The 23,062-nt window shown below is 64.4% G+C and carries 24 protein-coding genes; 13 read left to right on the top strand and 11 right to left on the bottom strand.

Going from position 1 to position 23,062, the window contains the following annotated elements:
- Positions 1 to 186 precede the first annotated feature (186 nt).
- From folE to RHIZ70P_RS05360, 3 genes are all read left to right on the top strand, one after another.
- Positions 187 to 792 (top strand): GTP cyclohydrolase I FolE, encoded by a 606-nt coding sequence (gene folE, locus RHIZ70P_RS05370; RefSeq protein WP_115669527.1) that lies wholly within the window; start codon positions 187 to 189, stop codon positions 790 to 792.
- 26 nt (positions 793 to 818) lie between these two features.
- Complete coding sequence (hisI, locus tag RHIZ70P_RS05365; RefSeq protein ID WP_115669348.1) at positions 819 to 1,280, top strand: phosphoribosyl-AMP cyclohydrolase; 462 nt, start codon at positions 819 to 821, stop codon at positions 1,278 to 1,280.
- A gap of 102 nt (positions 1,281 to 1,382) precedes the next feature.
- Positions 1,383 to 2,342, top strand: a complete 960-nt coding sequence (locus tag RHIZ70P_RS05360) for a patatin-like phospholipase family protein (RefSeq protein WP_115669347.1) — start codon at positions 1,383 to 1,385, stop codon at positions 2,340 to 2,342.
- Positions 2,343 to 2,404: 62 nt separating this feature from the next.
- Here RHIZ70P_RS05360 and RHIZ70P_RS05355 read toward each other — a convergent pair whose 3' ends face one another.
- Together RHIZ70P_RS05355 and RHIZ70P_RS05350 are read right to left on the bottom strand one after the other, a co-directional pair.
- Positions 2,405 to 2,839: a CBS domain-containing protein gene (locus RHIZ70P_RS05355; RefSeq protein ID WP_115669346.1), complete on the bottom strand. Its 435-nt coding sequence runs from the start codon at positions 2,837 to 2,839 to the stop codon at positions 2,405 to 2,407.
- Between the two features lie 129 nt (positions 2,840 to 2,968).
- Entirely contained in the window at positions 2,969 to 3,733 is a 765-nt protein-coding gene (locus RHIZ70P_RS05350; RefSeq protein WP_115669345.1) for a rhomboid family intramembrane serine protease, read from the bottom strand.
- Between the two features lie 322 nt (positions 3,734 to 4,055).
- On the opposite strand from RHIZ70P_RS05350, the gene RHIZ70P_RS05345 reads away from it, so the two are divergent.
- Positions 4,056 to 4,667 (top strand): PilZ domain-containing protein, encoded by a 612-nt coding sequence (locus tag RHIZ70P_RS05345; protein WP_115669344.1) that lies wholly within the window; start codon positions 4,056 to 4,058, stop codon positions 4,665 to 4,667.
- A gap of 32 nt (positions 4,668 to 4,699) precedes the next feature.
- Here the strand turns inward: RHIZ70P_RS05345 and RHIZ70P_RS05340 are convergent, their stop codons facing one another.
- Entirely contained in the window at positions 4,700 to 8,062 is a 3,363-nt protein-coding gene (locus RHIZ70P_RS05340) for a DUF3971 domain-containing protein (protein WP_181903946.1), read from the bottom strand.
- Between the two features lie 172 nt (positions 8,063 to 8,234).
- Here RHIZ70P_RS05340 and bcp point away from each other — a divergent pair, with 172 nt between their 5' ends.
- The 5 genes from bcp to RHIZ70P_RS05315 all read left to right on the top strand — a co-directional run bounded on the left by bcp (position 8,235) and on the right by RHIZ70P_RS05315 (position 13,152).
- Complete coding sequence (bcp, locus tag RHIZ70P_RS05335) at positions 8,235 to 8,702, top strand: thioredoxin-dependent thiol peroxidase (protein ID WP_115669342.1); 468 nt, start codon at positions 8,235 to 8,237, stop codon at positions 8,700 to 8,702.
- Positions 8,703 to 8,752: 50 nt separating this feature from the next.
- A complete protein-coding gene (locus RHIZ70P_RS05330) occupies positions 8,753 to 9,532 on the top strand; it encodes a ferritin-like domain-containing protein (RefSeq protein ID WP_181903945.1) in 780 nt (259 codons plus the stop codon).
- 104 nt (positions 9,533 to 9,636) lie between these two features.
- Positions 9,637 to 10,926 (top strand): peptidoglycan DD-metalloendopeptidase family protein, encoded by a 1,290-nt coding sequence (locus RHIZ70P_RS05325; RefSeq protein ID WP_235842151.1) that lies wholly within the window; start codon positions 9,637 to 9,639, stop codon positions 10,924 to 10,926.
- 291 nt (positions 10,927 to 11,217) lie between these two features.
- Positions 11,218 to 12,744, top strand: coding sequence for a DEAD/DEAH box helicase (locus RHIZ70P_RS05320; RefSeq protein WP_115669340.1), 1,527 nt, complete (start codon positions 11,218 to 11,220; stop codon positions 12,742 to 12,744).
- Positions 12,745 to 13,152: an NUDIX domain-containing protein gene (locus RHIZ70P_RS05315; protein ID WP_115669339.1), complete on the top strand. Its 408-nt coding sequence runs from the start codon at positions 12,745 to 12,747 to the stop codon at positions 13,150 to 13,152. It abuts the gene before it with no gap.
- Here the strand turns inward: RHIZ70P_RS05315 and RHIZ70P_RS05310 are convergent.
- From RHIZ70P_RS05310 to RHIZ70P_RS05280, 7 genes are read right to left on the bottom strand one after another with little or no spacing between them, the layout of a single operon-like run.
- On the bottom strand, positions 13,114 to 13,506 hold the full coding sequence (locus RHIZ70P_RS05310) for a TfoX/Sxy family protein (RefSeq protein WP_115669338.1): 393 nt from the start codon (positions 13,504 to 13,506) through the stop codon (positions 13,114 to 13,116). The two genes, RHIZ70P_RS05315 and RHIZ70P_RS05310, sit on opposite strands and share 39 nt — an antisense overlap.
- Before the next feature lie 3 nt (positions 13,507 to 13,509).
- Positions 13,510 to 15,147, bottom strand: a complete 1,638-nt coding sequence (locus RHIZ70P_RS05305) for an NTP transferase domain-containing protein (RefSeq protein WP_115669337.1) — start codon at positions 15,145 to 15,147, stop codon at positions 13,510 to 13,512.
- Complete coding sequence (locus RHIZ70P_RS05300) at positions 15,144 to 15,851, bottom strand: XdhC family protein (RefSeq protein ID WP_115669336.1); 708 nt, start codon at positions 15,849 to 15,851, stop codon at positions 15,144 to 15,146. The genes RHIZ70P_RS05305 and RHIZ70P_RS05300 overlap by 4 nt, the downstream gene beginning before the upstream one ends.
- Positions 15,851 to 16,180 (bottom strand): XdhC family protein, encoded by a 330-nt coding sequence (locus RHIZ70P_RS05295; RefSeq protein ID WP_115669335.1) that lies wholly within the window; start codon positions 16,178 to 16,180, stop codon positions 15,851 to 15,853. Before RHIZ70P_RS05295 ends, RHIZ70P_RS05300 begins: the two co-directional genes overlap by 1 nt.
- Complete coding sequence (locus RHIZ70P_RS05290; RefSeq protein WP_115669334.1) at positions 16,177 to 17,439, bottom strand: vWA domain-containing protein; 1,263 nt, start codon at positions 17,437 to 17,439, stop codon at positions 16,177 to 16,179. Before RHIZ70P_RS05290 ends, RHIZ70P_RS05295 begins: the two co-directional genes overlap by 4 nt.
- Positions 17,440 to 17,442: 3 nt before the next feature.
- Positions 17,443 to 18,372 (bottom strand): AAA family ATPase, encoded by a 930-nt coding sequence (locus RHIZ70P_RS05285; RefSeq protein ID WP_115669333.1) that lies wholly within the window; start codon positions 18,370 to 18,372, stop codon positions 17,443 to 17,445.
- A 27-nt stretch (positions 18,373 to 18,399) separates the two neighbouring features.
- A complete protein-coding gene (locus tag RHIZ70P_RS05280) occupies positions 18,400 to 18,894 on the bottom strand; it encodes a flavin reductase (protein ID WP_115669525.1) in 495 nt (164 codons plus the stop codon).
- Positions 18,895 to 19,080: 186 nt separating this feature from the next.
- Between RHIZ70P_RS05280 and RHIZ70P_RS05275 the strand changes: the two genes are divergently transcribed.
- On the top strand, positions 19,081 to 20,160 hold the full coding sequence (locus RHIZ70P_RS05275; RefSeq protein WP_115669332.1) for a branched-chain amino acid ABC transporter substrate-binding protein: 1,080 nt from the start codon (positions 19,081 to 19,083) through the stop codon (positions 20,158 to 20,160).
- Between the two features lie 22 nt (positions 20,161 to 20,182).
- On the opposite strand, the gene RHIZ70P_RS05270 is transcribed toward RHIZ70P_RS05275, so the two are convergent.
- On the bottom strand, positions 20,183 to 20,944 hold the full coding sequence (locus RHIZ70P_RS05270; protein WP_115669331.1) for an SDR family NAD(P)-dependent oxidoreductase: 762 nt from the start codon (positions 20,942 to 20,944) through the stop codon (positions 20,183 to 20,185).
- Positions 20,945 to 21,109: 165 nt separating this feature from the next.
- On the opposite strand from RHIZ70P_RS05270, the gene rpe reads away from it, so the two are divergent.
- The 3 genes from rpe to RHIZ70P_RS05255 are packed head-to-tail and all read left to right on the top strand — an operon-like array spanning position 21,110 to position 23,039.
- The gene (rpe, locus tag RHIZ70P_RS05265) at positions 21,110 to 21,787 is read left to right on the top strand and encodes a ribulose-phosphate 3-epimerase (protein ID WP_115669330.1); all 678 of its coding nucleotides are present in this window, start codon (positions 21,110 to 21,112) and stop codon (positions 21,785 to 21,787) included.
- Positions 21,788 to 21,825: 38 nt separating this feature from the next.
- Complete coding sequence (locus tag RHIZ70P_RS05260) at positions 21,826 to 22,515, top strand: DUF2259 domain-containing protein (protein ID WP_419178275.1); 690 nt, start codon at positions 21,826 to 21,828, stop codon at positions 22,513 to 22,515.
- Positions 22,512 to 23,039, top strand: a complete 528-nt coding sequence (locus RHIZ70P_RS05255) for a hypothetical protein (RefSeq protein ID WP_115669329.1) — start codon at positions 22,512 to 22,514, stop codon at positions 23,037 to 23,039. Before RHIZ70P_RS05260 ends, RHIZ70P_RS05255 begins: the two co-directional genes overlap by 4 nt.
- Positions 23,040 to 23,062 lie beyond the last annotated feature (23 nt).

The raw sequence follows: 23,062 nt of genomic DNA, 5'->3' as shown, positions 1-23,062 counted from the left end.
CTTCACACGTCCCAAGTCGCTATTATATGTAAGGTCAGAACTCGGTCCAAACAAATCAAGCGCAATTGACCGCGCCGGAGCGAGAATTGGAAGAACGGACTTGCCAAGATGAGCCGAGTTACGCATTTACAAGCGGAAAAGTCGAAACAGGCGGTCCGGAACCTCAAGGACCGGGAGACCATGGGCATGGATGCCATCGTCAACAAACTCGCCCCGAACGCAAAGCGCCCGAGCCGCGAAGAGGCGGAAAACGCCGTGCGTGTTCTGCTGCGCTGGGCCGGCGACGATCCGGCACGCGAAGGCCTGCTCGACACGCCGAAGCGCGTCGCCAATGCCTATCGCGAGCTTTTCGCCGGCTATGATGCCGATATCGAGGATGTGCTCGGCACGACCTTCGAGGAGGTTGCCGGTTATGACGACATCGTCGTCGTGCGCGACATACCGTTTTTTTCGCATTGCGAGCATCACATGCTGCCGGTAATCGGCAAGGCGCACGTGGCTTACCTTCCGGACGGCCGCGTTCTCGGGCTATCCAAGATCGCCCGCGTCGTGGAAGTGTTCGGTCGGCGCCTGCAGACCCAGGAAGCCATGACCGCCCAGATTTCCGCAGCGATCGACGAAACGCTGAAGCCGCGGGGCGTCGCCGTCTTCATCGAGGCCGAGCACATGTGCATGGCCATGCGCGGCGTGCAGAAATCCGGCTCCACCACACTCACCACCACCTTTACCGGCGTCTTCAAGGACAATGCCGCCGAACAGGCACGGTTCATGTCGATGGTGCGGGGCCGCTGACCGCTTTTCCTCTTGAGGTCCCATCAATGGCTGTCTCCTTCGATCCTCCGCCCGCCGACAAGCATGCGCTTGAGGAAGATGGTCGCTTTACGCCGAAATTCGATGCCAACGGCCTGCTGACCGCCGTCGTAACCGATGCGCGCGATGGCGAACTGCTGATGGTCGCGCACATGAACGCCGAGGCGCTCTCCTTGACGCTCGAAACCGGCATAGCCCACTATTACAGCCGCTCGCGCGACAGGATATGGAAGAAGGGCGAAAGCTCAGGCAATCTGCAGACGGTCCGGGAAATGCGCACCGACTGCGATCAGGACGCCGTCTGGCTGAAAGTCGAGGTCGCCGGCCATGATGCCACCTGCCATACCGGCCGGCGCTCCTGCTTCTATCGTAGCGTCACGCTCGCAGACGGCGCTGCGCGCCTTGAAATGACCGACAATCATCGTCATTTCGATCCTGGCGCGGTCTACGGCGGGCCTGACAAGGCCTGATGGACCGGAATCGGACACAGCAGCCCGTGCACGAAACGAAATGGTAAGTATCCGGTGCGCTAATAGTGTACTGGAGTTGTTCAGCCATGAGGGTGTGCGCAGATGCTGAACTGGAGTTTGAGGAACGGTACGGCGACGCGTTCACTGCAGCCGGCCGGTGATGGACCAACCGGCGCCATCCCGCCGGTCAAAGAACCCGAAAAGCCCAGGAAGACAAAGATCGCCCTGGCGCTCGGCGGCGGCGCCGCTCGCGGCTGGGCGCATATCGGCGTGCTGCGCGCGCTCGACGAGGCCGAGATCGAGGTCGGCATGATCGCCGGCACTTCGATCGGTGCTCTGGTCGGTGGCTGCTATCTTGCGGGCAAACTCGACGAACTCGAAGCCTTCGCCCGTTCGCTCACCATGCGGCGGATTGCGTCGCTGCTCGACCTGACCATCGGCGGCGGCGGATTGCTCGGCGGCATGCGGCTGACCAAGCGCATGCAGGAGCACCTCGAAGGATTGATGGTCGAGGACCTGCCCAAGCCCTTCGTCGCCGTGGCCTCCGAACTCAACAGCGGCCACGAAGTGTGGATCGACGGCGGCAACCTGATCACTGCGCTGCGCGCGTCTTATGCGCTTCCCGGCATTTTCGAGCCGGTCAAATGCAACAATCGAACGCTGATCGACGGCGCGCTGGTCAATCCGGTGCCGGTCTCGGTGTGCCGCGCCTATGAGCAGCCGCTGGTCATGGCGGTCAACCTGCAATATGATGTGTTCGGCCGCTCCGCTGTCGTCAAGCACCGAGCCAGCGAACTGCCCGACAGCCTGGCAGAGCCGCCGAAGGACCATCACAAGCTCGGCCTGACCAGTGTCATGGTCCAGGCCTTCAACATCATCCAGGATCGCATTTCACGCGCCCGCCTCGCCGGCGATCCGCCGGACCTTGCGCTTCACCCGCGCGTCAACGAGATCGGTCTTTCCGAGTTCCACAAGGCCGGTGAGGCGATCGACCGCGGCTATGAGGAGGCACAGGCCCGCATCGGTGAGCTGAAGCGGATGCAGGAAGCCTTCGCCCGCTAGCACCCGGCCCGTGCGGCGCCAGCGGAACGAGTTTGAGGTGGGAACCGACCGGTCGCGCGCCCTCAGCTGGCGATATAGGCCTTGATCTGCTCGGCCTCGATCTCCACTTCGCGAATGCGCGACTTCACCACGTCGCCGATCGAGATGATGCCGCAGAGCTTGCCATTCTCCTCGACGGGCACGTGGCGGAACCTGCGGCTGGACATGATTTCCATCAGTTCGTTGACCGTGCTGTCGTCCCGGCAGCGATAGACGTCCGCGGTCATCATGGCGGAGACCGGCTGGTCCAGCGCGCTTGCGCCGGCACGGCCGATCGAGCGCACAAGATCGCGTTCGGTGAAGATGCCGACGATCCGGTTTTCCATCCCGACGACGACGACGGCACCGATCTTGTGTTCGTCGAGTATCCGGGCAGCTTCGGTGAGAGTGACATTCGGACCGATGGTCACGACGTCCCGGCCCTTGACGTCCAGTATGCTCCTGACTGACACAGACATTCACTCCTCCCTGGCATTCATTTCCCTGGCATTCATTGCGCAATGGCTGCAGCCGCATTCCCCTGCGCGGCCGCAACGGAGAAAATGGTGCCCGTTATCTCAGCGGAATGCAATATACCTGCAATGCAGCTAAAAGGATCGGTTGCGCGCCGGCGTCGGATCGAACGGGGCAAAGAGCAGGAAGCCGAACAGGAAACCGCCGATATGCGCATCCCAGGCAATCGTGCCGGCCAGCTCGCCAAAGAGCGGCAGTCCGAGCGCGATCGCCAGATTGCCGGCGAACCATGCAAGGATGAACACCCGCACAGTGCGCAGGGACAGCGCCGCGCCGATCGACAGCAACGGCGGTTGAAAGCCGACATGATGCTGCAGCGTGCGACCGGACGTGCCGAAGGCAAACCGGCAGGCAGCTCCCATCAAGCCGGACACCACGCCGGACGCCCCGATCATGATCGTCGGCTGGCCCCAGTTGAAGCCCGCATGCACCAGGGCGCCGGCGGCCGCCGAAGCGATCCAGAAGATCACGAAGCGCAGATTGCCGATTCGCCGAAGAACGGGGGTGCCGAAGGCGGCAAGCCACAATCCGTTGAAGGCGAGATGCTCGATGCTCCCGTGTAGCAGGGAATAGGTCACCGGCGTCCAGAACCACTCATAGCCCTGCTCCGACAGCGGATGAACATAGCGCAGTGGAGAAAAGCCGAAGGTGACGGCGAGCCATTCGGCAGCGGCACCCGACAGCAGCAGCGACTGCACGGCATAGATGATGCCGAGGCCGACCAAGACGATAAGAATGCCGGAGGGAAGATTAAACACCGGAACGCGTTGCGCCGGCGGTCCATCTTGCCCTTCGGGGGGCTCTTCGCCACGAGGCGATCTCGGCGGCAGTTCATCCATGCGGCGCGCACCTTCACAAGTTTCTCGAAGCTGCATAAACGACGGCCGCCATAAAAAAAAGCCGTCCGGGCTTGCGGACGGCTTCGTTGGGTAAATCAGGAGCGAACCTGTACCCGAAAATTGGTGCCGAAGGCCATCCTTCGGGAAGTTGATGACCGTCATTTGCCATAGCGGCGCGAAGCTCGCAACACTCAGAAAGAATTAACCTTAATTCCACAGTATGATCCCGCGGATACCAAGGATCGGCGCGCCGCGCAAAACGATATGTTAACGGCTTGCCGGTAATTGTTTAACGGTAGAGAAATATTTCAGAAACCGCACCATGTATTCTTCTCAGGCGGCACAGAATGGCGGTCTTGTCTCTCCTGCTCAACGGCGGGCGTTCCAACGCGTAGCCGTGAACCTGCAAGGCCGGCTGATGCTGGCCAATTACGAAGAGTATGTCTGCAAGGTCGTAGACATGTCGCCGGGCGACGTGCGCTTCGCCTGTGCCGGTTGCCCGCAGCCCAATGAACGGGTCATCGCCTATATCGATCATCTCGGGCGCGTCGAAGGAACCGTCATCAAGCTGGTCGAGGGCGGTTTCGTCATGTCGATCAACGCGACGGGACGCAAGCGCGAAAAGCTGGCCGCGCAGTTGACGTGGATCGCCAACAAGCACGAACTTGGCCTTCCCGAAGACCGCCGCCACGACCGCCTGACGCCGCGCGTCACCCGCACCGAACTCAAGCTCGAGGACGGCCGCCGTTATCCCTGTCGCCTGATGGACCTGTCGCTGTCGGGGGCGGCCGTCGACATCGACATCCGACCACCGATCGGCACGGCCGTGCAGCTCGGCAACATGCGTGGTCGCGTGGTGCGCCACTTCCTCGAAGGCGTGGCGATCGAGTTCCTCACCCTGCAGTCGCGCGAAGCCCTCACCGAGTTCCTCTGAGCGACACTTTGGCCTGACCGGCGACCCTCAAATCAGCGGAATTCGAAGATCTGGCGGAACACGCCGGGCGCGATGATCGACAGCGGATTGACGACCAGTTTCGGCTGCTCGGTCGCGCCTGTCAGCTTGAAGGTGATCCCGAGCAGACCTCTGTCACGGCCGTTGCCGAGCAGGATGCCGATCAACGGCAGCTCGCCAAAAAGCCGGTTGAGGCCGTAGGCAGGCATGAAGGTGCCGGTCAAATCGATCTGGCCGCGCGTGTCGCGCACCCCGCCCTGGAACGTCGCGCCGATCTGCTCGCCACGCACCACGCCATTGTCCACCCGAAGCGATCCGTCGCTATAGACGAGCCGTGCGAAGGCCCGCTGGAAGCGTGCGGAGCTGACGTCGATGTTTTTCTTCACCGCGGTGTTGAGGCTGCGGCCGTCAGCACCGGTCGGCGTCGAGACGATCGACTGCAGCCGTTCTTCGTTCTCGACCCGGAAATCGCGAATGTCGAGCGAGCCGCTCCAGCTGCCATTGGCGGCCTGGGAGAGCTTGAGGTTCATCAGTCCGCCGATCATCCGGTTGTAGAGGTTGATGAAACGCGCCAGCGCGCCGGCATCGCTGCTGGTCACCGACAACTCGCTGAGTTCCCCGGGGCGGCGCATCTTGGCCACCACCGCCTGGCGGCTGTCGGTGACACCCGATACGTCAAGCGCCGTCGTCTTGCCGCCGCGTGAACCGTATAGGATCGATACGCCGGAAAGGACCTCGTCGCCAAATCCGACCACGCGATCCAGTCGACCCTTGACCTGTACCGAGAGCGGCTTTTCATCTCCGCCGCTGCCCGGCCCGTCTCCCGGCGACTTGAGCGCGACAATCAGCGAGCGGACATCCGCCGACTTCCCCGACACCGAGACGTCATAGCCACCCTTGTTCTGCCGAACGGCAAGCGCATAATCGTCGCCGGGCGCAAGGCGCATCCGGCTGAGATCAGCCGAGACCAGCCCTTGCTTGCCGACCGTAAGCTTGCCGGCCGCGCCGAACCCCTCCCCGTCGAGAACGAACTTCTCGATGGCCGTCTGTGTGGCGCCTTCCAGCGCCTCGAAACTCGCCTTGGCGGCTATTCCCTGCCCCTTCGACCAGCCGATCCAGGGCACTGTGAGGCTTGCCGATGTCAGGTCTATCACCGCCGCCTGGCGCTCGTCGTCGATGCGCGTAAGCTCGACCGTGATCGGGCCGTCGACCAGGTCGTCGAGTCCGGGTACGAACTTCCGCCGTTCCTCATTGTCGAGTCGCAGCCTGACGACGCGCTCGCGCGCCACCGGGTCGGTCTTCTCGACCGGTTCGGTCACCTCCAGGTCCATCGGCACGCCATCGATCTTCGCCTTGGCGTTCAGCCGTGCGGCCCGCGGATCAACATCGAGCTTGCCTTCGAGATCGCTGATGGTGCGCCCCGAATAGGGTTTGGTCACGTCGACATCCGCAAGGTCGAGATGCGCCTCCCAGACCGGATCGGGTGGATGCTGGTCCGAGATAAGGCCCAGGCGCACCTTCGCCACGCCGCTCACCTTGCCCGAGAAATCCTCGACCGCAAAACCGGCGCGCTCGAGCGCCCGGATCGGCTTGAACGAAACCAGCTCCGCCACGGCATCGGCGGCGCCGGATACGGCGATCTCGATGTCCGCCATCAACGGCTTGTGATAGATGTCCTCGAGCGCGAGTTGGCCCTTCTCCACCGTCACCATCCGGCCCGACGGAAAATAGGATGCGGCCGAGCGGATGCTGGTGACCACCTTGCGACCCGACAGGTCGAAATGCGCCGAGGTATCGCGCAGCGGGGGGATTTCGCCGGTGACGTTCATCCGGGCATCGACGATGTCGAAGCTGACGCGCAGTTCGTTCTCGTCGAGATGCAGCGGCTTGGGCTCGACCGTCAGGCGGTCCTGCGGGATGAAGACCGAGATCTGTCCGTTGGTGATCGTGCCGCCGAAGATGTTGGCCAGCACCCAGCGACGCGGCTTTTCCGCGATCCAGTAGGGCCAGAGCTGCTTGACCACCGACGTCTTCATGTCGCGGATCAGCGCATCAAACCGAACTTCAGGACCGGTGCCGACGAACCGGACGCCAAGCGAGGCGTCCATCGTGCCGGACGGCGTCTGCACGGTGAAGGTCTCGAATTTGAGTTCCTTCTCCTCCAGGAGATAGTGGCCGAACGCCTTGAGCGAAAACGGGAATGGCGCCTCGCCGGCAGACGGCACATCGGCCCTTCCCTCGCTCACCAGCAAATCGATCCCGAAGCCCTTTCCGGCCTTGGTGTTGCCGGGCAGCCGGTCGAGATCGATCAATCCACCGGAAAGCGGCAGGGCCATGGGCCCGAATTCGGCCTGCGAGGACGAAAGCTCAAGCGTGTCCTTGGCGAAATCATAGCCGAGGTTGAGACGCGCCCGCGTCAACTCCTGGCCGATACCATCCGAATAGATCGTTGCGCCGGCAATCTCGGCAATCATGTTGACCGACGGCTTCTGCCCCTCGCCTGCCCGTTTCGCCGATATCGAAACCTCGGCCGAACCGTCGAGGCCCTGGCGCGGATTGCCCGCTGCACCGCGCTTCAGCAGGAACGGCGTCAGGCGCACATCCGCAAGCCTCAGCGTAAGCGACTGCGCCTTTCCGCCGGTATTGGCGGTCAGGGCAGAGATTTCGGTTTGCTGTCCATTCACCGAGACAGCGCCGAAAAAGGAAAGCGAATCATCGGCGCCGCGCTCCATGGCGAGGTCATCGACCGCGATCACCAGGGGACGGCCGCTCACCCCGGTCGTCGAGACTTCGAGCCCGCCGATCCGCATGCGATCCAGGCCGCCCTTGGCGATAAAGGCCTGAATCTGGTCGAGCTGCACGAAGGCGCGGTCGAGAAAGGCTGGAATGCTGTCGATGCGAAGATTCGCCAGGTCGATCGGCGGACCGGCCGGCAGCAGGCGGGCGTCGAGCGCCACCCCTTCGGTCACGATCTCCTTGACCTTGAAATCGCCGCCGAGAAGCGCGATCGGATCGAGCACCATGTTGACCGACTGCGTCAGCGCCAGCGGACTCTTGCCGCCCTCGGGCACGATCGCGACATTGCGGGCCTCCACCGCCAGCTGGAAGCTGCTGGAAAAGCGGATCGCCGTCTCGCCGATTTCGGCCCGAAAGCCCGGAGCGACAGCAGCATTGAGAACCGTGCGTGCGCCGTTGGAAAGCGCCGTGTCGAGCGTTCCGCTCTCGATCACGGCAAAGACGCCGCCACCAATGAGGAGGACGATCCCGACAATGCCGACGATGTAGCGCAGCAGGCGGCGGGCGAGATTCGACCGCGGCGGGCAATGAACGATCAAAGGGTCATCGACGAGCGACGACGGAAGTTCGTGCAAGGCCACGAAGTCTTGCCTGCGAAACCGCACCTTTTCGCCCCGGATTTCTCCCATGTGCCGGCGATTGTCTCCGTCGATCGATGCCGTTATCACAGTCGCGCGTGGACGACTGCGTCGCGGACTATATATCGAGTGCGACGACAATCATCCACAAAGCTGGCAAAAGAAAGGTTATCCCATGGCAGATTTGACAGCGGGCGACATGGCTCCGGATTTCACCCTTCCCCGCGACGGCGGCGGCACGGTTTCGCTCGCCGAGATGCGCGGATCGCCCGTCGTGCTCTATTTCTACCCGAAGGACGATACCAGCGGCTGCACGACCGAGGCGCTGGCATTCAGCGCCTTGGCAGACGAATTCGCCGAGGCGGGCGCCAAGGTGATCGGACTGTCGCCGGATCCGGTCAAGAGCCACGACAAGTTCGTCGCCAAGCACGACCTGTCAGTGATCCTGGCGTCCGATGAGGAAAAAGCGGTCCTCTCCGCCTATGGGGTCTGGAAGGAAAAGAGCATGTACGGCCGGACCTACATGGGCGTCGAGCGTTCCACCTTTCTGATCGACCGCGATGGGCGGGTGGCAGCGGTGTGGCGCAAGGTCAAGGTCGCGGGCCACGCGGAAGCGGTCCTGAAAGCGGCTCAGTCCCTCTGATGGCCGCATCCGACCCGCTGCGAATCGCAACCTTGCGCGGCGGCGCAACGATGGCGATCTTGAGCGCCGATCTCGACGAAAAGACCGAACTGGCGCAGCAGACTGCGCGGCGCTGGCACGAACGCCGGCTGTCGCTGCGCTCGCCTCTCGATCCGGATCTGGCGGAGAGACCCGGCCGGCCGGCAAAACCGGTGCTCGTTCCGCCGAAGGCCACGGAAAAGCGGTCGCTGCACACACTTGCCGGACGCATAGCCATGCTGCACGCGCTGGCCCATATCGAGCTCAATGCCGTGGACCTGGCACTCGACATCGTCGCGCGGTTCGCCTCGGAGCCGGTGCCCCATTCCTTCTTCGACGGCTGGATGCGTGTCGCCTTCGAGGAGGCCAAGCATTTTCGCATGGTGCGCGATCGCTTAAGGGCCCTCGGTGCCGACTATGGGGATATGCCGGCCCATGACGGCTTGTGGCAGGCAGCGCATTCGACGCGCAACGACCTGACGGCGCGGTTGGCCGTGGTTCCCCTGATTCTCGAAGCCCGCGGTCTCGACGTGACCCCCTCGCTGCAGGACAAGATGCGCGAGACCGGAGACATTGAGAGCGCCGACGTGCTGAAGGTGATCTACGAGGACGAGAAAGGCCATGTCGCCGTCGGCGCCAAATGGTTCCGCTTTCTCTGCGCCCGCGAGAAGAAGGACCCGGCCGCGACGTTCAAGGCGCTCGTGAGGGCCAATTTCCGCGGTGCGCTCAAGGCCCCGTTCAACGATGTTGCCCGCGCCGAAGCCGGCTTGACACCCTCCTTCTACCGATCCCTGACCTCGAAGAACAGTTGACGTCCCGGCGCCGCCACCCGGAATTCAGCCGTTGTTAACCTTAATCATGTGTAATCATCCCAAGCCTCAGGCCGGATACGGCCGAGGCGGAATGGGAGACAGCGGTGGCGGGCAAGACAGCAAATCAGGTCTTCGGGAAGCGGCGGCAAGAGCATATCGTCATCCTGGCGAGCGGCGACAAGATCCGCCACATGACGATCCGCCCTTGGATGGCCGCGCTTGCCTTCTGTTTTGCCGGGGTCATGGCGATCGGCTATCTCGGCGCCACCACCTACCTCGTCTTTCGCGACAATCTGATCGGCGGTTCGATGGCCCGCCAGGCTCGGATGCAGCACGAATACGAAGACCGGATCGCGGCACTGCGCGCCCAGGTCGACCGCGTCACGTCGCGCCAGTTGCTCGACCAGCAGGTGGTCGAGGAGAAGGTGGAAAAACTGCTCGAACAACAGGTGGCGCTGGCCTCCCGGCACGGTCGACTGGATGCGCTCCTGGATCGGGCCGAGGCTGTCGGAGAACTGCCGGAGGCCGGCCCTATGCCAACGGTGCGGCCGGGCGCGCAGAACAAGCAGGCCCGCGCCACGGGCGGGATCGAAGCGATCGGCACATTGCTTGGGCAAAATGCCCCAGCCGCCCCACAGAAGACGACCGCGCTCGGCTTTGTCCCGCTGACCGACACGGTCGCCGATCGCGCCGACCGTCTGTTTTCGCATATGACGCTTTCGCTCAAGGACATAGAGCAGGACCAGATCGATCGCATTCAGCGCCTGACGAGCGGCGCGACCGAGACCGCCGAGCAAATCTCCGGCATATTGCTACGCAATGGCATACCGCTGGACAATGAAAAGCTCTCCCCTTCCCCAGGCGCGATCGGCGGCCCCTATGTGGCGCCGCAGTCCTCCGAACCGTTCAACGCCTCGCTCAACGACCTCGACGCGGCGCTGACACGGCTGGAGACGATGCGCGATACGGCGAAACGGCTCCCCTTCGCCAATCCGGCCCCCGGAAAGGACATCACCAGCCGCTTCGGCAACCGACCCGATCCCTTCCTCGGCGGCCTGGCCATGCATGCCGGGATCGACTTTCGCTCCCCGGTAGGCGGCGAAATCAGGAGCAGCGGCGCCGGCAAGGTCATCGCTGCCGGTCCTGCCGGCGGCTATGGCAACATGGTCGAGATCGATCACGGACTGGGCCTGACGACGCGCTACGGCCATATGTCGCGCGTGCTGGTCAAGGTCGGCGACGAGGTGGCAAGCGGCGACACGATCGGCCTGTCGGGCAATACCGGACGTTCGACCGGTCCGCATCTCCACTACGAAGTCCGTCGCAACGGCGAGGCGGTCGACCCCATGCACTTCCTCAATGCCGGCATGAAACTCACGACACTCATCAATTGAGCCCCGCCACCGGAGCGAAGCCTCCATGAAGGCCACCGCCCGATGGCAGCCGTGCCACCGGGCCGGCCTTCAGACGCCCCGGTGGTCGCCGGCAACCAGCAAATCGTGAACAGGATGGTGATGAGCGTCCTCAATCTCGATAGTTGATCCGACTATTCACCCTTTGTTACTGCAAATCCCGCAGTTTCCTTGACTTTCGAGCAATTTGGCACTATCCCGCGCTGACGTTAGCGCCCGCGTCACGGGCGTCTCAATTGCGTTCGCAAGAACCGGAACGGAATAGATTCCCCTTTGACCACATTTTCTGACCTTGGCCTGAGCCAAAAAGTACTTTCAGCCGTCACCGACGCCGGCTACACCGTGCCGACGCCGATCCAGGCTGGCGCCATCCCGTTTGCCCTGCAGCGCCGCGACATCTGCGGCATCGCGCAGACCGGCACGGGCAAGACCGCTTCCTTCGTACTGCCCATGCTGACCCTGCTCGAAAACGGCCGCGCCCGCGCCCGCATGCCGCGCACGCTGATTCTCGAACCGACTCGCGAGCTGGCCGCCCAGGTCGCCGAGAACTTCGAAAAATACGGCAAGAACCACAAGCTGAACGTCGCGCTTCTGATCGGTGGCGTGTCCTTCGAAGAGCAGAACCGGAAGCTCGAACGCGGCGCCGACGTGCTGATCTGCACCCCCGGCCGCCTGCTCGACCATTGCGAACGCGGCAAGCTCTTGATGACCGGCGTCGAAATTCTCGTCATCGACGAAGCAGACCGAATGCTCGACATGGGTTTCATCCCGGATATCGAGCGCATCGCCAAGATGATCCCGTTCACCCGCCAGACGCTGTTCTTCTCGGCCACCATGCCGCCGGAGATCCAGAAGCTGGCCGACCGTTTCCTGCAGAACCCGGAACGGGTGGAAGTTTCTCTTCCCGCATCGACCGCCAAGACCGTGACGCAGCGCCTCGTCGCCGTGCACAACAAGGACTACGAGAAGCGTTCGCGCCTGCGCGATCTGATCCGCGCCCAGGAAGACCTGAAGAACGGCATCATCTTCTGCAATCGCAAGAAGGATGTCGCCGACCTGTTCCGTTCGCTGGAACGGCACGGCTTCTCCGTCGGCGCCCTGCATGGCGACATGGACCAGCGCTCGCGCACCAACATGCTGGCGGGCTTCAAGGACAACCAGATCACCCTGCTCGTCGCCTCCGACGTCGCCGCGCGCGGTCTCGACATTCCTGACGTCAGCCACGTCTTCAACTTCGACATCCCGATCCATGCCGAGGACTATGTCCACCGCATCGGCCGTACCGGCCGCGCCGGGCGCTCGGGCGCAGCCTTCACGCTGGTCTCCAAGTCGGATACCAAGTATCTCGACGCCATCGAAAAGCTGATCGGCCAGAAGATCGAATGGCTCGACGGCGATCTCTCCTCGCTGCCCGCCATGGCGGAAAGCCAGGACGAGGGTCGTGGCCGGCGCGGATCGCGCGATAAGGACAAGGATAAGGACCGGGGACGTGAGCGCCGCGGCGGTCGCCGTTCCGAGGCACCGGCCGAGCCCGTCAAGGCACGCGAGGCAGAGCCTGCCAAGGCCCGTGAAATCGAAGAAGTCATCGAACCGGTAAGGACCGAACCATTGAACAGCGAGCGCAAGGCTGACAGGCGGCCGAACCCCGGAAACCGCAATGCACGGCCGAACCCGGCCAATGACGACCAGCGCGAACGCCGCCGCAGCCATTATCGCGACCATGACGACGGCCCGACCCCGGTCGGCTTCGGCGACGAAATCCCCGCCTTCATGCTGATCGTCGCTGCTGCGAAGTCTTAAATGGCCAAGCCCGGCATCGATTTCCCCGGTGTCGGCGTCGGCCTGGCGATCCTGCGCGACGGCAAGCTACTGCTCTGCCGTCGGCTGAAGGCGCCTGAAGCAGGCCACTGGAACATCGTCGGCGGCAAGGTGGATCATCTGGAGCCGGCGGAGACGGCAGCCCGCCGCGAGGCCGAGGAAGAGACCGGACTTTCCATCGGCGCAATCGAATTCGTCACCACCAGCGAACAGATCATCGACGCCGATCGCCAGCACTGGATCTCGCTGCTCTACAAGACCTCGGACTTTCACGGCGAACCGCGGGTGACCGAGCCGGATAAGCTCTCCGCCCTCGAATGGTTCGATCTCGACGCCCTGCCGGAACCGCTCTCAGCCTTCACCCGGGCCCTTTTGCCTCATCTTCGCTGATGCGCGGGCAGTTTTGCCCTTCGGCCTTGCCTTCCCAGTCTCGGCCCTGAGCCCCGCCTCGAAGGCGAGCCGAACCCATTTCGCCATCTCATCCGGATCGTCATAGGCGTCCTCGGGCACCGACCAGTAGGGCATGGCGACCGGGTTCTTTCCCTCGCGCTGGTAGACCCATTGGCGTGCGCCGGCCGCCGAGAACGCCGGGGCGGACTGCGCATCGGCCTTCAGCATCAGCTCGTCGAACAGGTAGAGGGCGATGATCACGCCCTGGTGGTAGATGCCCTTGCCGCTGAACATGCGCTTGATGCCGACCGGCCCCAGCGACGAGAACACCTCCTCGATCTCGACATTGTCCATGGGCTACCCCTTCAGAATTCCACCTGCCGCAATCACCGCCTCGGGTGTGTCGACGTCGAGCCGCGCCGCAAGTCCGATCTCAACGTCGACGATCGGCAGGCCGGCGGTCTCGATGATCGGTCGGGCGCCGATGTCGCCTTCGAGCGATTTTACCGCCTCGAAGGTGGAGCGCGGCAGGATGACCGGATTGCCGCGCTTGCCGTCGGCGACGGCGCGCACGATCGAGCGGCCTGCCGATGCGCGAAAGGCCGAGACCAGTGCGTGAAGATCGCCGACCGACACGCCCGGCATGTCGGCCAGCATGACAAGTACGCCATCGGCCCCGCCGGCATTGGCCGCGGCAAAGCCGGCCTTCAGCGAACTCGCCATACCACTCGCATAGTCGGGATTGTCGATGCAGGCGACGGCGAGGCCCGTCAGGCTGTCGGCGATCTCCAAGGCGCGATGGCCGGTGACGACAATGACCTCGCCCGCCCCCGCCTCGAGCGCGATCCGCGCCGAGCGGCGCACGAGCGGTTCGCCCTCGAACTCGGCCAGCAGCTTGTGCCGCCCGCCCTCGCCCATGCGGCTCGACCTGCCGGCGGCGAGAAGCACGGTCGCCACTTTGAGAGGCTGGTGTTCGACCTCGGTCGCCAGTTCGCGCGGCAGCGGCCGGCTTGGAATTTCCATCAGCAATCCTCCAACCCCCAGGCCCGTCAGTTCGTGAGACGTCGGCATTTCGCCGGCCAGGAGCCGGTTCAGCACCCAGTCGAAGCCGTTTTCCTTCGGCGAGCGGGCGCAGCCGGGCGCACCGATCACCGGGACGCCATCGACATGGCCGAGCACCAGAAGATTGCCGGGATCGACGGGAAGCCCCACCTGATCGACGACGCCGCCGGCCATGCGGATCGATTCGGGGATGACGTCGACGGCATCGCACATGGCCGAGGCGCCGAAGACGACGATCATCGGCGGCCGGGCGTCCACCCGCCGCAAGGCGTTCTCGATCGCCGCGGCAACCGCCTCGGCCCGATGCGCGACCCGCTGCTCCTCCACCAGTTCGCTCGACGAGGGGGCCAGGCGCTGTTCCAGCACCCGCGCGGTCTTGTCCATCACCGTGAGCTTCAGCGACGGCAGTTCGGTGGCGATCAGCCGGACGGCGTGCGGCCGGTAGGGTTTTAGGCGGAAGGCGGCACCCTCGGTCAGGATGATCCGCGCCCGCTCGACGCTATCGCCAGACACGGCAAGCGGAATGATCTTCACGGTCGCCACCAGATCGCCATCGCGCACATCACTATGGTCCGCGAGACAGGCGAGCGTGATCGCCGGATCGACGCGGTTGAACCGATCGACAAGGACCTTGTCGGCGACGAACAACCCATTACAGGTGGCGTAAAAATTGACGCGGCCGGTGGAGGCCGGAGTGAGACGGAGATTGGCCGGATCGATTGCCGAGGCGCAACGCTGCGCCGCCTCGTCCTCGCCGAGATCGCCCGCCTCCATGCGACAGGCGATGACACTGGCGATGCCGGCCGCGCCGAGCGACTCTATGTCACCGTCATTCAGCACATGCCCCTTGGGCAAGCGCCCGGCGGGCAACTTCACCGCATGGGCGAGGATCAGGCCCTCGGCATCGCTCGCGGCGAACTCCCCGAAGATCATGCGGACTCGCCTCCGGCCACGGAGAGCGAGCGCCGGCGGAAGGCCTGGATGACGTCGGCGAGCGTCGCTACGGCGATCTCGGCCGGGGTCGCGGCCCCAATGTCGATGCCGACCGGCGCCGAAATACGGGCGATCTCCGCTTCGGAAAAGCCCTGCGCCATCAGCCGCTCGACCCGCTTCGCATGGGTCTTGCGGCTGCCGAGCGCGCCGACATAGAAGCAGCCGGCCCTGAGCGCCGCGGCGATCGGAAAGTCGTCGATCTTCGGATCATGGGTGACGGCGACCAGGGCGCTGTAGCGGTCAAGCGGACCGGACGACAGCACATCCTCCGGCCAGTCGGCGATCAACTCGACGCCCGAAAACCGTTCCGGCGTGGCAAAGGCGGTGCGCGGATCGATGATGGTCATGTCATAGCCGGCGATCGCCGCCATCGGATAGAGCGCCTGGCTGATATGCACCGCGCCGATCACCACGATGCGCGGCGGCGGCAGGTGCACGTTGAGGAAGAGCGGACGCCCGTCGATCTCGACGGCGCCGGACTTGCCTGAGCGGAAGCGCTGCTCGATCTCCGCGCCGAGCGCGCCTTCGACGGCATCGCCCTCGACCACCACCCGGTCGTGAGCGTCGGCAAGATCGGTGATCAGGATCGCCGCCTGCCGCTTAGCCCGTGCCGCGTTGAGCGCCTGGAGACTGGAAAGCTGCATCAGGAAAGCCTCTCGACGAAGACGCGGATCTTGCCGCCGCAGGAGAGCCCCACCCGCCAGGCGGTTTCGTCGGCTACGCCGAATTGGAGCATCTTCGCCCGGCCCGATTGCAGCACGTCGAGCGCCTCGGTGATGACAGCGCCCTCGACACAGCCGCCCGAGACCGAACCCTCGAAATTACCGTCCTCATCGATCACCAGATGGCTTCCGACCGGACGCGGCGCCGAGCCCCAGGTCTCGACGACGGTGGCGACCGCCACCGCGCGTCCCTGCCCGACCCAGTCCTCGGCGATGAAAAGCGGATCCCTTGTCTGCATGTCGGTGGTCATTGGAGCCCCCTCAAGGTGCGGAGAAGCCGGCGCGGATCGCCCTTGTCCGCGGACGTTGCCGAAAGCGCGCCGACCAGGTCGGTCAGCGAATTGAGATTGTGGACCGGCCGCAATTCGTCGACATGCGGCAGCATGGCCCGCACGCCGCGCGCCCGCGCCTCGAAGCCCTCGAAGCGCAGCAGCGGATTGAGCCAGATCAGCCGCCGGCACGACCGGTGCAGGCGATCGGTCTCCATGGCCAGCAGCTCGGCCCCGTCACGCTCCAGCCCGTCGGTGATCAACAGCACGATGGCCCCCTGCCCCAGCACGCGGCGCGCCCATTGATGGTTGAACTCCTTCAGCGTCTCACCGATCCGTGTGCCGCCCGACCAGTCGCGCACCGCATTCGTGCACTGGTCGATCGCCTCGTCGGGATCGCGATTGCGCATCTGCCGCGTGACGTTGGTGAGCCGCGTGCCAAAGACAAAGGTGTGCACGCGGCGGCGGCGCTCGGTCAGCACATGGAGGAAATGCAGGAAGATGCGGGTGTACTGGCTCATCGAGCCGGAAATGTCGGCGAGGATGACGAGCGGCGGCGGCTGGCGGCGGCGCTCGCGATATTTCGGCAGGATCAGGTCACCGCCGGTGCGCATCGCCGCCCGCATCATCGCCCGCGGATCGACATGGCGCGACCGCGAGGTCGGCTGGTAGCGCCGCATCGGCACCTCATCGAAGGGCATTGTCATGCGCTCGATTTCGCGCCTCGCCTGCGACAGCTCCTCGGCCGACATCTGGGCAAAGTCGGTGCGGCGCAGGACTTCACTGCCGGAGACGGTTAAGCGGGCGTCGATCTCGATGTCCGGCTCGTCGCGCTCGCGGCTCTGGCGCTCGCGCTCGGCAAAGAGCGCATCGCTGACGCGGGACGATCCCGGCTTTGCCTTCTCCCGCTCGCTGCTGTCCAGCGCCACCGGCGACATCATGGCGATCATCTTGTTGACCAGGTCGCGCGAGCGCCAGAACAGGCGAAACGCCTCGTCGAACACCGGCTGGTCCTCGTGCCGCTTGACGAGTACGGCCGAGAGCGCGGCATGGAATTCCTCGCGCGAACCGATGCCGATCGCATCGATGGCGGCGATCGCATCGGCCACCGCCCCCGGGCCGGGCTTCAGCCCGGCGCGGCGCAGCACGCGGGCAAACTGGACGATGTTGTCGGCGAGCCGCCCGTCGCCGATCGGCGGCGTCACGACGACAATGCCTTCCCCGGTTCCCGGCGTCTGCATGGCCTAGCCCGCCGCCAGCAGTTCGGCCTTGACCTCGGAGAGCACCTTGTGGCCCTCGCCGCCCTGGATCCTGGCAATGTCCTCCTGGTATTTCAGGAGCGTGCCGAGCGTATCGGCAATGGTTTCCGGATCGAGCGCCAGCCGGTCGAGTTCGGTGAGCGCGGTCGCCCAGTCGATGGTCTCGGCAATGCCGGGATTCTTGAACAGGTCGATGGTGCGGATCTTCTGCACATAGGCGACGATCTGGCGCGACAGCTGCTCGTTGCAGCCCGGCACCTTGCGCCGGATGATCGCCAGTTCCTCGGCCGCCTTGGGATAGTCGACCCAGTGGTAGAGACAGCGGCGCTTCAGCGCGTCATGTACCTCGCGGGTGCGGTTGCTGGTGACGATGACGATCGGCGGCTCCGTCGCCTTGACCGTGCCGAATTCGGGAATGCTCACCTGGAAGTCGGACAGCACTTCGAGCAGGAAGGCCTCGAAGGCCTCGTCCGTGCGGTCGAGCTCGTCGATCAGGAAGACCGGCGCACGGCCAGGCTCGCATTGCAGCGCCTGCAAAACCGGGCGGCGGATCAGGTGGCGCTCGGAAAACAGATCGTGTTCCAGCCGGTCACGGTCGGAAATGCCGGTGGCTTCGGCAAGGCGGATCTCCAGCATCTGAGCCGGATAGTTCCATTCGTAGACGGCGGACGCGACGTCGAGACCTTCATAGCATTGCAGGCGGATCAGCGGGCGGTCGAGCGCCTTGGCGAGCACCTTGGCGACCTCGGTCTTGCCGACGCCCGCCTCCCCTTCGAGGAAGAGCGGACGCTGCATGCGAAGCGCGAGGAAGAGAACGGTCGCCAGCGGCCGCCCCGCCAGATAATCGTGTGCGGACAGGAGTTCTATGACGGCGTCGATCGATGCCGGCAGACCAGTTCTTGACGTTTCCGCCATGCTTCCTCCCCTTGATTGAGGGAGAGCTTACAGGCTGCGATAGCCGCGGTCCAGATAGATGAGCGAGGCGTCGATCGGGCCGAAATGCACAGCCTTGACCTCGCCGAACAGCACGGTGTGGGTCGCCGTCACCTTGCTGTCGGTGACCCGGCAGTCGAAGGAAACGATCGAATCGGTCAGCACCGGCGCGCCGGTCACCAGCGTCTGCCATTCGGCCAGCGCGAACCGGTCGTCGGGCGCCAGTCCACCGAAGCCGGCAAAGGCATTGGCGAGTGGCTGATGATGTGCGGCCAGCGTATTGAGGGCAAAATAGCCGCTTTCAAAGAAGACCGCGTTGTTCGGGTTACCGTTGTTGAGGCATACGAGCAGGCTCGGCGGACGATCGGACACCGAGCAGGCCGCCGTGATGGTGACCCCGCGTCTGACGCCTTCGTACTCGGTCGTGACGATCTGCACATGGCCGGCATAGCGGCTCATCGCTTCCCGGTAGACGACGGGGTCCATCTGCTGCGAGTTCAACAATCTCTTCTCCGGGACACTTCGGGCCTTGGTGGCATGATGCATGACTATATGGCCGCCAAGGTTTACGTTTTCCACAACGAAGCGGTTTTTTCGTCCTGCGCCTTGCCGCCGATTGGCGTTGCGGTGGCCGCTATCGTGCGGATAGGATGCCGCGCAACGGTCCAAAGAACAGGAAAACCCGTCCGAATGCTCCGCCGAATTCTGCTGTCCGTCCTCGTCGGCCTGTCCCCGGCCTCTCCGGCCCTGGCCGAGGGGCCGAAGATCGCGCTTGTTGCGCCGCAGACCGGCCCTTTCGCCATTCTGGGCACGCAGATGCGCGAGGGCGCGACCTTCGCGGCGCGACGGCAGGGGCTGGAGCTTGCGGTCATCGACGAAACCTGCGAGGCCGGCAGCGGCCCCGCCATTGCCCACCAGATCCGCGAATCGGGTGCCAAGGCGGCCGTCGGTTTCCTCTGCTCCGAATCCCTGGATGGCGGACTTGTGGTCCTGGCCGAGGCCGGCATACCGGCGCTCAGCCTTTCCGTTCGGTGGAAAGGCGTGCGGGAGGATGCGATAAAGAATGGCTGGCCGTTCTACCGCATGGCGCCCGCGACCGAGGACGAGGCGCAAAAACTCGCCGAAGTCATCCTGCGAGACTGGTCCGGCGACGCCTTCGCGCTGATCGAGGACGGCACGATCCACGGCCGGGAGCTCGCCGAGACGCTGCGAAACAGCCTGGAGGAGCGTGGCCTGAAACCCGTCTTTACCGACACCTTCCGTCCCGGCCAGGAGCAACAGGTGGCGCTGGTTCGACGGTTGAAAAAAGCAGGTGCGACACATGTCTTCGTCGGCGGTGATCGCAATGACGTGGCCATCATCGCCCGGGACGCGGCGGCCGAGAGCATCCCGCTGACGCTGCTGGGTGGCGAAAGCCTGAATGCCGCGGACCGGCCGGTTCCGCTGGCCGACGGCGTGCGTGCGGTGATCCTGCCCGATCAGCAGGATCAGCCTGCCGCCAAAGAGGTGGCTGCCGAATTAAAGGCGGCCGGCGTGGAGCCCGAGGGCTATGTTTTGCCGGCTTATGCAGCCGTCACGGTGGTGGCGCAGGCGGCCGGCGCGGCCGCGGCCCTTGGCATGCCGCTGGCGCAGGCGATCGGCGAAACGCATGTCGACACCGTGATCGGTCCGATCGCCTTCGACGAAGACCACGAACTCAGCGAAAACCCCTATCGCCTGATGGAATGGCGAGGCGGACGGTTTGTCGAACCTTCCGCCCCTGCGCAATAGACGCGATCGCGGTTCTTCGGACCTAGGATTGATAGGGCCAGAAGGCCTGGCTGAAGACCCCGCCATCGACCCACAGCGTCTGGCCGGTGACAAAAGCCGCCTGGGAACTTGCGAGAAAGAGGACGGGCCCCGCAATATCGGCCGGCGTCCCGACCCGGCGAAGGGGCGTGACGCGCCCCCAGGTCCCGGCATAGTCCGGGGCCTCCGCCCGTGTCCGCTCCGTCTCGATCGCACCGGGCGCCACGCAGTTCACGCGGATGCCATGCGGCCCGAGTTCCACGGCCGACACCTTGGTGAACTGCTCGATGCCGCCCTTGGAGGCGGTGTAGTCGACCAGTCCCGGGAAGGCCAGCTTGTTGCAGCCCGAACCGATATTGATGATCGCCCCGCCCTTTCCGGCCTTGACCATGCGTTTGCCGGCCTCGCGGGTATTGAGAAAACAGCCCTTGAGGTTGGTGCGAATGACGGCATCCCAGCTTTCCTCGGACAGATCGAGCAACGGCGACCAGGTCTGGATGCCGGCATTGTTGACGAGAACATCGGGCGCATCACCGAACCAGTCGGAAGCCTCGTCCATAAAAAGGGATACGGCCTCCCCATCGCCGACATCGGAGGAGAAGCCCCGGACACGCCCCGCCCTGCCGGTCTCCGCCACAACCTCTTCTGCCGCACCATGGTCGCCGAAATGGGTGAAGGCGACATCATAGCCAGCCTCGACGAAGGCCGAGACGAGATGGCGGCCAATGCCGCTGCTGCCGCCGGTGATGATCGCATGCCGTCCCATCTGGCCCCCCTCGCTGGAAAGTCGGACAGAAGTGACCGGATGGACGCGTCGCGTCAAGCCACCGCGTCCAAAGGCCAGACCTTCGCAGTGTTGCCGGGCCTCCGTCCCGGTGCTATGGGCAGGCCAAACCCGCCTGAACCGCTCACGATCTGGAGTTTACGCCCGATGACCCGCCCCCTGCTGATCGCCCCTTCGATCCTTGCCGCCAATTTCGCCAGGCTCGGACAGGAAGTGGCTGACGTCGTCGAAGCCGGCGCCGACTGGATCCATCTCGACGTCATGGACGGGCATTTCGTGCCGAACATTTCCTATGGCCCGGCCGTCATCAAGGCGCTGCGCCCCTATACCAAGGCGGTGTTCGACTGCCACCTGATGATTTCGCCGGCCGATCCCTTCCTCGAGGCCTTCGCCGATGCCGGCTGCGACGTGATCACCGTGCATGCGGAAGCCGGTCCCCACCTCCACCGCTCGCTGCAGAAGATCCGCTCGCTCGGCAAGAAGGCCGGCGTCTCGCTCAATCCGGCAACGCCCGTCTCGGTTCTGGAACACGTCCTCGACGACCTCGACCTGATCCTCATCATGAGCGTCAATCCCGGCTTCGGTGGCCAGAAGTTCATCCCCCAGGCGACCGCCAAGCTCGCGCAGGCCAACATGCTGATCGGCAACCGCCCGATCGACCTGGAAGTCGATGGCGGCGTGACCGCCGAGACGGCTCCGCTCGTCACCGCCGCCGGAGCCAACGTGCTGGTCGCCGGGTCCGCCGTCTACAAGGGCGAAGGCGTTGACGACTACCGCAAAACCGTCGACACTTTGAAAAATGCAGCGCTTGAGGGTCGTCGGTGACAATATTCCGGACATGGCTGGGGGCAAAAGCGGCAATCATATTGGCCGCCGCCCCGGCCGTTGCCGGAGATATCGCAGCGCTTCAGTCCATCGGTTTTTCTGACGACGGCAGTGTCTACGCCTTCGAGGAATACGGGATCCAGGACGGTTCCGGCTTTCCCTATTCCAACATCTATGTGATCGACACCGTCAAGGACGCCTATCTCCCGGGCACGCCGATCCGCATTCGTCTCGACGACGACAATGCCGGCCTCTCCGATGCGCGCCGGGCGGCGATGGACAAGGCGCAGCCGCTGATCGCCAAATACGCGCTCGGCGATAATCCCGGCAGTCTCGTCGCCTTCAATCCGGTGAGCGAGGTGGGTGTGGAGAAAAACGAACTGCGCTATCTGGAATACCCGGCCGACCCGGCCTTCGGCAAACCCTATGCGCTCAAGCTCGAAACCTTCTTCGCCACGCCGACCGGCCATTGCATCGACATGGTGGATGCGCTGATCGCCTTCCGTCTGAAGATGACCGAGAAGGACGGCACGCCGGTGGACGAACTGGTCTACGAGGACAAAAGCGTGCCGGCCAGTCGCGGCTGCACTGTCGGCTATCGCCTCGGCGGTGCCGTGACCTATTCGCCGCTCGGGGAAGCGATCGTGCACATGGCGCTGGTCAACGTGCTGAGCCTCGGCTTCGAGGGCAATGACGGCCGCTGGATCGCCGTGCCGGTTCGCCCGTGACGCCGTTTCCTCCCGGCCCCCGAGCCGCCTCCGGTTTTCGCGCCCGCCTCGCCGCAAGCCGGCCGCCTATTGCCGAATGGCTGATCGGCGCACTGCTGTGGGGCTTCCTCATCGCCCTGTCGGTCACCTTCTCCGCCTACGGGTTGCACCGGCTACCGGCTAACCACAAGACGATCGTGCTCGGCCTCTATTTCACCGGCGCCGCACTGGGTTGGATCGCCGCCCTGCCGCTGATACGCTTCGCCAGCCATTCACGGACGCAAGAGACGCGCTTCGCCGCCGCCTTTCTCTTCCTCGCCGGCAGCACCGCCGCCTTCACCGCGCTGCTGTTCGCTTTGCAATACCGGCACTTCTATGCCCAATGGCACGAACCGTTCGGCACCCGGATCTGGCTGTTCCAGTTCGCCTTTACTTCCGCCTCCGCCGTCTATCAGTTCGCCGTGCTCGGCATCCGCCACTATCTCCCCTTTGGCCTGATCCTGTTGATCGCGGCCAGCATCCTCCATGCGCGCCGCAGCCGTTGAGATTGCCGCCCGTCTTTGCTAAA

This window comes from Paenirhizobium selenitireducens ATCC BAA-1503 (assembly GCF_900492185.1).
Lineage (GTDB): Bacteria > Pseudomonadota > Alphaproteobacteria > Rhizobiales > Rhizobiaceae > Allorhizobium > Allorhizobium selenitireducens_A.
The sequence above is the reverse complement of the archived record's forward strand: the minus strand, read 5'-3'. Positions and strand labels throughout refer to the sequence as shown.